We start from the raw sequence: 10,763 nt of genomic DNA, 5'->3' as shown, positions 1-10,763 counted from the left end.
CCCGGTCGGGCATGACCTCGAAACCCCGACGATCACGCACCCCTGGCCGGGGAACCAGGAGGAGCCCTCCCACCCTGGCTCAAACGTGTGCGGGTTTTCTGCACAGAACGCCTCGTAAGGGTGAGTGCTGATTGCCTGAAGGTGTTTCGCGCGATTTACTGGCAAGGAGGCGGGAGGATACAGCAGCGAAAGTGACTCTGAAGGTGGTGAATTTCGATGTTGCTGAGTTTCCGGGTGGCGAATCATCGCTCCATCCGTCGTGAACAACAGCTCAATCTGCACCCTGTCTACGACGCGGATCGTCCGGAGGCGACCAGTTGGCAGGCCGTGCCGGTCATCGGGATCTTCGGAGCCAACGCGTCGGGCAAGTCGAATCTCGTGGGCGCGCTCCAGTACATGGCCCGCATGGTGGTCTCCTCCCACCAGGACTCCGAGCCGGACGGCGGCGTGGACCGCAAGCCCTTCGTCCTCGACCCGGAGGCCAAGCACGAACCGTCCTGGTACATCGTGGATCTCCTCCTCGAAGGTACGCGCCACACTTACGGCTTCGGTGTCGACGACGAGTGCGTCGTCGAGGAGTGGCTCCACAGCTACCCGATGGGCAAGAAGCGCGAGTTGTTCTCCCGCATCGGTGACGACGTCACACCGGGCGCGTCACAGCAGCCGGTTCAGCTCGCCCTGGTGGAGAGCATCACCGAGTCCAACGTGCTGTTCCTGTCGATGGCCGCCCGCTCGAAGCAGCAGGACTTCCGCCCGGTGTACGACTGGTTCGCCCGGCAGCTCCAGTTCCGCAACCCCGGCAACGCGCGCCTGAACGGCCTCTCCGCGCTGCGCGCGCTGGAGGACGCCGACCAGTATCCCGAGATCCTGGAACTGCTGCGCGCGGCCGACCTGGGTATCGAGGAGTGCGGGACCGAACGTGTCCCGATGGACGAGGAAGCACTGCGCAAACGCTACGGATACGGCATTCCTCGTTCGTTCCTCACAGAACTTGAGGACGAGGGCCCGCGCGAGATGGTCCGGCCGTGGATCGGCCACCGGGGCCGGGACGGCGTCGTACAGATGGAGTTGCACGACGAGTCCTCGGGCACTCAGGCACTACTCGGTCACGTGCCGCGTTTCCTCGCCGTGCTGAGGAGGGGGGGAACCTTCGTCGTGGACGAGATCGATTCGAGCCTCCACTCCCTGCTCACCGCCCGGCTCATCGACCTCTTCCAGAACCCGGCCACCAATCCACGGGGCGCGCAACTCGTCTTCACCACCCATGACGCGAGTCTGCTGGGGCGGGCGGGTGGCGAGGACATCCTCAAACGGGACCAGGTGTGGTTCGTGGAGAAGGACTCCCACGGCGAGACGACCCTGTACTCCCTCGCGGAGTTCAAGCCGCGCAAGGAGGAGAACCGCGAGCGTCGTTATCTGGGCGGCAGTTACGGTGGCATCCCGTTCATCGACGACAGTTTCGCCAGCGTTCTGGCACAGCGAGGGGGACGCCGTGGCGAGGACGCCGAAACCGAGCGGCTGGAGAAGCCCTCAGGGACCCTCGCACGAGACTGACCTCGGCCGCCGAACGGACACCCGCGACAGCCTGGACCGGTTACTGGTGGTCTGCGGCGCGGAGACCACGGAACGCGACTACCTCAAGGGCTTCAAGGCCGCCTTCAAACGCCGGACGCTCTCGGTCCGCGTCACCGAGAGGCCCGGCTCGCCGTCCCAGGTCGTACGGTACGCGGCGGACCGGTGGGGCGGCTCGGGAGGGGAGTTCGACCAGGTCTGGTGCGTCGTGGACGTCGACGAGTTCGAGGACCTGGACCGCGCCCAGCGCCTCGCGCGGCGCGAGAACATCGAACTCGCCGTCTCCAACCCGTGCTTCGAGCTGTGGCTCCTGCTCCACCACACCGACCATCGCAGCTGGGTAGCCGACTACCGAACCCTCAAGCCGCTGCTCCAGAAGCACGCGGAGGTCCGTACGGACAAGAGCGTCGACTTCCCGCGCTACTACGGCGGTGACCGCTGGGAGCACGCGGTCGCGCGCGCCCGGGACCTCGCTCCGGAGCACACGAGCACGAGACCAATCCGTCCACTCGCATGTGGCGCCTGGCGCTGACCATCAGCGGCCGGTGCGGGAGTCCGTCCACCGAAGGGTGAACCGGCGCTTTTCCCCGTTCCGGAAAACCTCCCGTCGCATAACGTGACCGACGGTGACACAGCGACATGCGAGTCGAGCCGGGGAGGCGGTACACGGGGTGGAACGACACGGGCAGGACGACGGTGGTACGGACGCGAGAGCGTCGGTGAGCGCGGAGGGGCAGGGGGCCGGGCAGCGGCCGGAGGACGAGCCGGGGACGGGGATCGTCGTCGCGTTCGGGCGGCAGTTGAAGCTGCTGCGGGGCAGGGCCGACCTGGACCGGGCGGCGTTCGGGGCCCGCACGGGGTACTCGGCGGCGACGATCGCGTCATTCGAGCAGGGCCGGAGAATCCCGCCGCCGAAGTTCATCGACCGGGCGGACGAGGAACTGGACGCGGGTGGTGTGCTGCAGGCGCTGAAGGAGGAGGTCGCGCGGGCGCAGTATCCGTCGTTCTTCCGGGACATGGCGCGGCTGGAGGCGGAGGCGGTTGAGCTCCTCGCTTACGACACGCACGTGGTCAACGGCCTTTTGCAGCCGGAGGAGTACATGCGGGCGTTGCTCGGGGCCCGTCGGCCTCTCCTGGACGAGGAGACCATCGAGCAGCGGGTCTCGGCCCGCCTTGCCCGACAGGAGATCTTCGGCCGCTGGCCCGCGCCGCTGCTCAGCTTCGTCTTGGAGGAGTCGGTGTTGCGACGACGGCTCGGTGGTACGGATGTACTGCGAGGGCAGCTTGAGCAACTGCTGGTCTTCGGCCAGAGGCGGAACGTGGAGATCCAGGTGATGCCCCTCGACCGCGAGGACAACGCGGGGGTGGACGGGCCGTTCACTGTGATCACGCGCAAGGGTGGCGACCAGTTCGTGTACATGGAGGTGCAGGGCCGGAGCAGCCTGCTCACTGATCGCGAGCAGTCACATCTCGCCGTGGCGCGCTATGGAATCATCCGGTCCCAGGCTCTCACTCCGCGAGAGTCCTTGGGGTTCATCGAGAAGTTGCTGGGGGAGCTATGAACATCGCTAGGACGTCCGCCTCTATAGCGGATCTTGCCTGGTTCAAGAGCAGTTACAGCGGCGCTGAGGGCGGGCAGTGTGTGGAGGTCGCGGCAGTTACAGACGCCGTGTGCGTACGCGACTCCAAGGTGCTCGGCGGACCGGTGCTGGCCGTGTCGCGAAACGCGTGGGCCGGGTTCGTCGGGCTCGCGGCCGATCGATCCGCCTGATCCACGCATGGAGAGCCCTCCGCCGGTGTTACGGCGGAGGGTTCTCGACGTACGTGCGGGCCGGAACTACCTCGTTACGGACTTCGGCGGTTCCGTGTCGCCGGGCTCCCAGCCCGCCGCCCGGAGCCGCCGCGTGAACTCGGCGTGCGCGGCGCGCATCTCCTTCTTACGCAGACGGCCACAGCGAGGACGCGGTCCATGCGTCCGCACGCCGGGCAGGGTCGTAGAACTCTACAGAGGGGAGTGCAGGCGTTGGTCTGGCAGTTGAGCCGAAGCGTCCGAAGCAGAAGCGCTGGAGCCAGCGGATGTCCAGCAGTGGGGGCTGCTCGACCTGCTGCGATCCCTCGATCCGCATTGCTGAGATCCGTCCCTGCCCCGGCGGCCGCGAATCTGTCAGCCGTGCCGTTGCCGGGAGCACAGACCGAGACGGACTCGCGGAAGACATCGATCCCGGGGTGCCGCTGGTCCGGGACGAGAACGGGCTCCGAGGGACGGACCCGACCGGGGAATCAAGGGGCCGCCGAAGCCCGAGCAACCGGCTTCGGGCCCCTCTGCGACTCCGACGTGACCCCGACGTGCCTCCGACCCGCGTCAGCCCTCGTCGACCGCCATCTCCCCCAGCAGCGACCAGTCGTCCTGCGGCACCTTCACGTTGATGATCCGGGGCGTCTCGGCGAGGTGGGGCGGCAGTGACTGCTGCGCCGCCTTGAAGTGCGCCGAGCCCACGTGTGCCGCGCCGGCCTCGTCGTCCCGGAAGGCCTCCACCAGTACGTACTCCGCCGGGTCCTCGATGCTGCGGGACCAGTCGAACCACAGGCATCCCGGCTCGGCGCGCGTCGCCCGGGTGAACTCCTCGACCACCTCGGGCCACCGGTCGGCGTGCTCGGGAAGGACACGGAACTTCACGGCGATGAAAATCATGGGATCACTTCCTTGTTCCTTGCCGTTCGGGACGGAGTCACGGAGTCACGGGGTCACGGGGTCACGGGGTCACGGGGTCACGGGGTCAGGATCGCCCGGCCCCTGATCCGGCCGCTCCCCAGGTCGTCCAGCGCGTCCTGGAAACGGTCGAGCGGGTACTTGGCCGTGTGCAGGCGTACGCGGCCCTGCGCGGCCAGGACCATCAGTTCGCACAGGTCGTTGTAGGAGCCGACGAGGTTGCCGATGAAGTTGATCTCGGCGGAGATGATGTCGATGGTCGGGACGTCGATGTTCTCGCCGTAGCCGACCACGTGGTAGTCGCCCGCCTGGCGCAGCATGCCCACGCCGTCCTTGGTGGAGCCGCCCTCGCCGACGAAGTCGATGACCGCCTCCGCCCCCTGCCCGCCGGTCAGTTCGCGCACCGCGTCCACCTGGCCGCCGTCGGCGACGACACCGTGGTCGGCGCCGATGGAGACGGCCAGGTCCACCGCGTCGGGGTTGCGGTCGACGACGACGATCTCGGCGGCGGTGATCGCCTTGAGCACCTGTACGCCGATGTGCCCGAGCCCGCCCGCGCCGATCACGACGCAGCGGTCACCCGGCCGCAGCCTCCGGGCGGCCTTGGCCGCGGCGTGGTAGGCCGTGAGTCCCGCGTCGGCGAGCGCGGCAACATCGGCGGGTTCGAGGGAGTCGTCGATCCGTACGACACTGCGCGCGGACGTCTTCAGGTACTCGGCGTAACCGCCGGCCGTGTCGATGCCGGGGAAGAGGTTGTTCTCGCAGTGCACGTCGTCACCGGCCCGGCACGCCCGGCACAGTCCGCAGGTGATCAGCGGGTGCACGATGACCTTGTCGCCCTCGGAGACGTTGGTGACGGCGCCGCCGACCGCGTGGACCCAGCCGGCGTTCTCGTGCCCGATCGTGTAGGGCAGTGCCACCCCGGACTTCTCGGCCCACTGGCCCTCCAGGATGTGGATGTCGGTGCGGCACACGCCGGCCCCGCCGATCCTGACGATCACGTCGTACGGGCCGGTGACCTCCGGGGCCGGGACCTCGGCCATCTCAAGGTTCTTGCCGTAGCCCACGACCTGGACTGCTTTCACGAGACGTTCTCCTTCGGTGGAGCGGTGAGGTGGAGGAGCTCCCTCCCGGAGACCAGTTCCTCCGCGGGTACGCGTTCCCCGCCGGGTATCGGTTGCCCGCCGGGCACGAGTTCCCCCGTCGGCACGGGCTCACCCGCGCGCGGGGACTGGTCGGCCCCTGACTGCGGATACCGGGTGCGCAGCAGGCCCCGGCAGAAGTGCGCGTTGCCGTCGATCGACACCCGGACCGCACGGGCGAAGCGCAGCCGGAGCGGGATCTCGCCCGGCGGGTAGCGCCGCCCGTCCTCGTCCACCAGGACCGGGTCGGTCGGTGCCACGCCGAGGCCGAGGGCCTCCCGGCGCCGCAGCAGCGCGCCGGACGTCGCCGTGTCGGGGAGGTCGCCAAGGACCACGTCGTAGAGGGCTTCCTCGGTGAGGTCCGGATCCGCGCGGAGCACGAGGGTCAGCGCACGCTCCATCGCCGCGGTGTGTGCCTTGCGGCGGAACGTCAGCCGGAGCTCTTCGAGGTCCTTCTCGGCCTCCGCCCCGAACGTTCCGCGGTAGCCCGCGTCCGCGGCCAGCCCGCGGTTGATCAGGTCCGAGTCATGGTGGTCGTCGAGCAGCACCACGACTTCCCGTGTCCAGGGCAGGGCCGTCAGCGCGTCCTTGGAGTCCGAGGCCATCAGGTACGCGAAGTTCGGCGAACAGAACGAGGTGGGCAGCCGGAGACGGACCGTGAGCGCCCCTTCGGAGGTCACCGTCACAGCGCGTACGAAGCCGAGGTCGGTGATCGGCTCGTCCAGCTCCGGGTCGAAGACCGTGTCGAGGGCCGCGCGGGCGGCCTGTTCACGGAGGGCCTGTTCACGGACAGCCTGGTCTCGAACTGCCTGTTCCCGTGTGGCGGTGCGCATCTCAGGCCACCGCCGGTTCCGCCACGCCCAGCTCCGCCGGGACCTCGATGTCGTACATGGCGGCGGCGTTCAGGCCGAGGATCTTCTTCTTCTGCGCCAGGGTGATCGGCTCGTACTCGGTCATGTCCTCGGGGATCTGGAAGTCGACGAACCGCTCGATCAGCCACCGCGGCGTCCACAGCGCGTAGTCGCTGGAGAACTGGATGCGGTCCTCGTCGAGCCAGTACAGCAACTCGCCGATGATCTGCGCGAAGTACCGCGGCCGGCTGTGGATGAAGGGCATCGCGACCGCGAGGCCCGCGTGCACGTTGGGCTCCTGCGTGGCGATCCAGCAGAAGTCCTCAAGGCGGGGCAGGCCGCAGTGCTCCACGACGAAGTTCATCTCGGGGAACGTCGTGGCCGCCTTGTCGACGTCCGCCACGTCGAACGCGTCCCGGTCGAGCGGCCGGATCGTCGGCCCCTTGTGGACGTGGACGTTGTTGATGCCGAGTTCCTGGCACGCTTCGAGATAGCGGTACGTCCACGGGTCGTCGAGCTTGTAGCCGCGGCTGTCGCCCTTCCACTCGGCGGTGTACAGCTTCACGCCCTTGAGCTGGAACCGCTCGGCGTCCCGCCGCAGCTGGTCGAGGCCCTTCTGCTCGTACCGGGGGTCCCAGGAATGGTTGTACGTCAGCTTGTCCGGGTGCTGCTGGGTGAGCGCGAAGGCTTCCTCGGTCTGCCCGAAACCGTTGCGGTAGAACGCTCCCAGCCGCGCGGGCTGGAAGATGGCGTGGTCGACGTACCCCTCGACGAAAAGGTCCTTCATCAGGCGCTCGCCGCCGTAGTAGAGGTACTCCTCGTACGGCCACAGTTCCGATTCCGGGCTCAGGTTGCGGTGGTAGTCGTAGAAGCAGTCGATGAACTGCTTGCCGTGGATGTTGAGCTGGTTCTCGGGGCGCGCGTCCCAGAGCGCGACGTGCGCGTCCACTATGAAGTAGTTCTCGCCGTCCTTGGAGTACATCTTTGTCTCCCTCAGTTCGCGATGGGTGGATGAAGTCGGAGCGCGTCAGGAGAACTGGATTCCGCCGTCGATCATGACGGACTGGCCGGTCATGTAGTCCGAGTCCGGCGACGCCAGGTACGAGACGAAGGACGCGACGTCCGCCGGCTCCTCGACCCGGCCGAGCGCGATGGCCTCCGCGTGCTTGCTGATGGCCTCGCCCTTCTGGAGACCCGCCTCCTCGGCCAGCCGCTCGTCGATCAGGTCCCACATGTCGGTGCCGACGATGCCCGGGCAGTACGCGTTGACGGTGATGCCGTGCCGCGCCCACTCCATGGCCGCGGCCTGGGTCAGACCGCGTACGCCCCACTTCGACGCCGAGTAGGTGCCGAGCAGCGCGAACGGGCGGTACGCGACGATCGACGCGGCACCGATGATCTTGCCGCCGCCGCCCTGGGCGATCATCTGGCGTGCCGCGGCCTGGTAGGAGAGGAAGACGCCGCGCAGGTTCACGGCCATGATCTGCTCGAACTCGTCGAGCCCGGTCTCCAGCAGCGGGGTGACCCGGGCGATGCCGGCGTTGGCCACGTAGACGTCGACCCTGCCGAAGCGGCCCGCCACCTCTTCGACGAGCGCGTCGGTCTGCTCCTTGCTGGTCACGTCGGCGTGCACGGCCAGCGCCCGGCGGCCCGTCTTCTCGATGCCGGCCGCCACCTCGCTCAGTTCCTCACTCATGCCGGGGAGGTCGGCGACGGCCACATCGAGTCCGTCCGCGGCCAGCCGCTCCGCGATGCCGCGGCCGATGCCGCGGGCCGCGCCGGTGACGATCGCGGTACGGGGTGCGTTGTCGGAGGAAGTCATGGTGCTGCTCCTGTGCTCGACGGTGAGCGGCCGCACCCTTCGTGCGGTGCTGTTGTCCTGTGCTGTGGTGCTGTGCTGCTGTCCATCAGCGTGGGGGCGACAGGCGCCGTCGAGTTTTTCAATGTGGAACACACCCGGACCACTCCCTGCCCGCTCCCTGCCCGCTCCCCGCCCGGGGTATCGCCGACGCATGACCGGGGCATGGCGAACGCCCGGCAAAGTCATGGGGAACCACCCGTTGACAGGCGCAAACGTGTTCGTAATATGGCGGAAACACGCTCATCGGAGGCGCCATGCTCAGCGACGGCACAGCGCGGGACCGGACCATCGCGCGAGCACGCCTTAAGTTCCTGGAGAACGCGGAGCTGCCTGCGGAGATCGTGCCCGAGGGCATCCGCAACTCCTGGCGGCGTTCCAAGTACCTGGGGATCGGCACGGACGAGGTGGTCGTCCCCTACCAGCCGGACTACGACCGGGAGAGCCGCCTGGTCCGCGCCGCCACGCCGGTCCTGGACCGGCTGGAACAGGCGCTGGCGGGTTCGGACGCCTGTGTGATCGTGACGGACCGGAAGGGCTGGGTGCGCGACCGCCGCGTCGGCGAGAAACGGCTCTCGGTGCACCTGGACCGGGTCCACCTGGCGCCCGGCTTCAACTACGCCGAACAGTTCGTCGGCACGAACGGCATCGGGGTCGCGCTGGAGGAGCACCGGCCCAACGTGGTGCTGGGCACCGAGCACTTCAACGAACGCCTGCAGAACGTCTCCTGCGCCGCCGCCCCGATCCGTAACTCGGTCACCGGACGGGTCGAGGGCGCCATGAACCTGACCTGCTGGAACGGCCCGGCGCGCACCCTCATGGCAGCCCTGGTGCAGGAAGCCGTCGGCGACATCGAACGCGTGATGTACGAGTTCAGCAGCTCGCACCAGCGTGCCCTGCTGGAGGCGTTCCAGCGCGTGACCCACTACGGCGACCGGCCGGTGCTCTGTCTCGGCCAGGATTTCGTGCTCGCGAACTCCGCGGCGACGGCCAGGCTCACCAGCGACGACCACCGGCTGCTGCACGAGGCCGCCGCCGAACTGGGACACGCGCCGCGCACCCGCAAACAGGTGCAGCTGACCGGCGGGGAGACCGTGCTGGTGCGGTGCCGCGAGGTCGACAGCTCCGCGGGTGCGGCCGGGTACCTGCTGGAGCTGGCCTTCCCGGACCACCCCGCCGACCAGGCCCGCCGTCCCGGTACCGGTCTGCGCGCCGGTACCGGCTCACGCTCCTCCGAGGAGCAGGACGCGAACCGGCCATGGCCGCTGCCGGGCCTGGCCGGGACGGACCCGGCGTGGAACACCGTCTCCCGTACGGTGTCGCGCTGCGCCCGCGAACGGACGCCGCTGCTGCTCCACGGTGAGACCGGAACCGGCAAGTCCGCACTGGTCCGTGCCGCGCACGCGCTGACCGGGGCGGCCTCGGCACCCGTGATCGTGGATGCCGCGGACCCCCGGGCCGCCGGCGCCGAGACCGACCTGCCTGCCGCCCTGCGCGCGGCGCCCACCGGGCCGGGCCGCACCCTGGTCCTGCGGAACATCGACGCCGTGGCCCCCGGGCAGGGACCCGCCGTCGCCCGCGCACTGGACGCCGCGGCGGCGCAGGGTACCTGGATCGTGGGCACGCTCCACAGCGCACCGGGCGTACCGGAGCCGCTGCGGCACTGCTTCGTCGAAGCGGCGGCGGTACCCGCCCTGCGGCACCGTCTCGCGGACCTCCCGGCCCTGGTCGACTGTCTGCTGCAACGCATCGGCGCGGGCGTGGAGTGCGCCCCTGAGGTGCTGCCTCTGCTGCGCAGGCACGACTGGCCCGGCAACGTCCGCCAGCTGAACCTCGCCCTGCGCGAGGCCACCGCGGGCCGCCGCACGTACCGGATCGAGCTGCGCGACCTGCCGCCGTCCCTGCACAGCGCGGGCAGCCGGCCGCTGAGCGCCTGGGAGGCGTCCGAGCGCGACACCCTGGTCCAGGCCCTGCTGGAGGTGGACGGCAACAAACTGGTGGCGGCGCAGCGGCTCGGCATCTCCCGCACGACGATCTACCGCAAGATGCGGGCCTACGGCATCACACTTCCCACCCGCCACTGAGCCCGGTCGGGAACCGGCGAAGAGGCGGGGCGGCGACCGGCGGAGAGAGTCGGGCCGCGACCGCCGTCCGGGGGCCGCAGAGCCCGTGCCCTTCCGTCTCCGGCGCATTCCGGATCGTACGAAGGCGGCTCGATGTGGCCACGCCTCCGTGACCGGTGGGCACCAGGTGGGTGGAGTGGGTGGATGTAGTCCAAAGCTTGAACACGAATCACACACATCCCCTCTACATACCGGCGCCGATGGTCTAGATTGACCGTGCTTCGGCTGTTCGAGCACGAGGCGACCAGTAAGACTGGATAGGTCCGGCGCTACGGAAAACCAGGAGTCGCGTCCCCGGCGCCGGACGTGGTGACGATCGAGCCGGGGGGCCCGAAAAGGACCTTGGATGCGGGGAGCATCCGGGGTTTCGAGGAGTTCTCGTACACCCGGAGAGTCCGGCAGGACAGGCAGGTCCGCTGCCGCCCGGGTGAGTTGTGCAAGTGGCGCTGCAGAGCCGTGATGTCATGTGCGCGACACAGGGGTGGCGGGGGTCGCCCCAGGGGGAGG

At 68.9% G+C, this 10,763-nt stretch carries 10 protein-coding genes; 5 read left to right on the top strand and 5 right to left on the bottom strand.

Annotation, left to right across the window (positions count from 1 at the left end):
- Positions 1-216 precede the first annotated feature (216 nt).
- The 4 genes from AOK01_RS34305 (at position 217) to AOK01_RS34290 (ending at position 3,343) form a co-directional block, all read left to right on the top strand.
- Entirely contained in the window at positions 217-1,554 is a 1,338-nt protein-coding gene (locus AOK01_RS34305) for an AAA family ATPase (protein WP_055518623.1), read from the top strand.
- On the top strand, positions 1,493-2,104 hold the full coding sequence (locus tag AOK01_RS34300; protein WP_213862194.1) for an RloB family protein: 612 nt from the start codon (positions 1,493-1,495) through the stop codon (positions 2,102-2,104). Before AOK01_RS34305 ends, AOK01_RS34300 begins: the two co-directional genes overlap by 62 nt.
- 139 nt (positions 2,105-2,243) lie before the next feature.
- On the top strand, positions 2,244-3,134 hold the full coding sequence (locus AOK01_RS34295) for a helix-turn-helix domain-containing protein (RefSeq protein ID WP_055518620.1): 891 nt from the start codon (positions 2,244-2,246) through the stop codon (positions 3,132-3,134).
- Positions 3,131-3,343: a DUF397 domain-containing protein gene (locus AOK01_RS34290; RefSeq protein WP_055518618.1), complete on the top strand. Its 213-nt coding sequence runs from the start codon at positions 3,131-3,133 to the stop codon at positions 3,341-3,343. The genes AOK01_RS34295 and AOK01_RS34290 overlap by 4 nt, the downstream gene beginning before the upstream one ends.
- A 591-nt stretch (positions 3,344-3,934) precedes the next feature.
- On the opposite strand, the gene AOK01_RS34285 is transcribed toward AOK01_RS34290, so the two are convergent.
- The 5 genes from AOK01_RS34285 to AOK01_RS34265 form a co-directional block, all read right to left on the bottom strand.
- Entirely contained in the window at positions 3,935-4,264 is a 330-nt protein-coding gene (locus tag AOK01_RS34285) for a putative quinol monooxygenase (protein ID WP_055518617.1), read from the bottom strand.
- 77 nt (positions 4,265-4,341) lie between these two features.
- Complete coding sequence (locus AOK01_RS34280) at positions 4,342-5,367, bottom strand: NAD(P)-dependent alcohol dehydrogenase (RefSeq protein WP_055518615.1); 1,026 nt, start codon at positions 5,365-5,367, stop codon at positions 4,342-4,344.
- The gene (locus tag AOK01_RS34275) at positions 5,364-6,257 is read right to left on the bottom strand and encodes a metal-sulfur cluster assembly factor (RefSeq protein WP_079103994.1); all 894 of its coding nucleotides are present in this window, start codon (positions 6,255-6,257) and stop codon (positions 5,364-5,366) included. The genes AOK01_RS34280 and AOK01_RS34275 overlap by 4 nt, the downstream gene beginning before the upstream one ends.
- 1 nt (position 6,258) lies before the next feature.
- Positions 6,259-7,257 carry an amidohydrolase family protein gene (locus AOK01_RS34270; protein WP_055518613.1) on the bottom strand — a complete coding sequence of 333 codons (999 nt, stop codon included), beginning with the start codon at positions 7,255-7,257 and terminating at the stop codon, positions 6,259-6,261.
- 45 nt (positions 7,258-7,302) lie between these two features.
- Positions 7,303-8,097, bottom strand: coding sequence for an acetoin reductase (locus tag AOK01_RS34265; RefSeq protein WP_055518612.1), 795 nt, complete (start codon positions 8,095-8,097; stop codon positions 7,303-7,305).
- A gap of 293 nt (positions 8,098-8,390) precedes the next feature.
- On the opposite strand from AOK01_RS34265, the gene AOK01_RS34260 reads away from it, so the two are divergent.
- Complete coding sequence (locus AOK01_RS34260) at positions 8,391-10,217, top strand: sigma-54-dependent Fis family transcriptional regulator (protein WP_055518610.1); 1,827 nt, start codon at positions 8,391-8,393, stop codon at positions 10,215-10,217.
- The last annotated feature ends 546 nt before the right edge of the window (positions 10,218-10,763 follow it).

Source organism: Streptomyces aurantiacus, assembly GCF_001418335.1.
Taxonomy (GTDB): Bacteria; Actinomycetota; Actinomycetes; order Streptomycetales; family Streptomycetaceae; genus Streptomyces; species Streptomyces aurantiacus.
The sequence above is the reverse complement of the archived record's forward strand: the minus strand, read 5'-3'. Positions and strand labels throughout refer to the sequence as shown.

What these genes read in the sequence shown, in the direction of transcription:
- AOK01_RS34305 (WP_055518623.1), top strand. Translation starts at nt 217, where the DNA reads ATGTTGCTGAGTTTCCGGGTGGCGAATCATCGCTCCATCCGTCGTGAA.
- AOK01_RS34290 (WP_055518618.1), top strand. Translation starts at nt 3,131, where the DNA reads ATGAACATCGCTAGGACGTCCGCCTCTATAGCGGATCTTGCCTGGTTC.
- AOK01_RS34285 (WP_055518617.1), bottom strand. Translation starts at nt 4,264, where the DNA reads ATGATTTTCATCGCCGTGAAGTTCCGTGTCCTTCCCGAGCACGCCGAC.
- AOK01_RS34275 (WP_079103994.1), bottom strand. Translation starts at nt 6,257, where the DNA reads ATGCGCACCGCCACACGGGAACAGGCAGTTCGAGACCAGGCTGTCCGT.
- AOK01_RS34270 (WP_055518613.1), bottom strand. Translation starts at nt 7,257, where the DNA reads ATGTACTCCAAGGACGGCGAGAACTACTTCATAGTGGACGCGCACGTC.
- AOK01_RS34265 (WP_055518612.1), bottom strand. Translation starts at nt 8,097, where the DNA reads ATGACTTCCTCCGACAACGCACCCCGTACCGCGATCGTCACCGGCGCG.
- AOK01_RS34260 (WP_055518610.1), top strand. Translation starts at nt 8,391, where the DNA reads ATGCTCAGCGACGGCACAGCGCGGGACCGGACCATCGCGCGAGCACGC.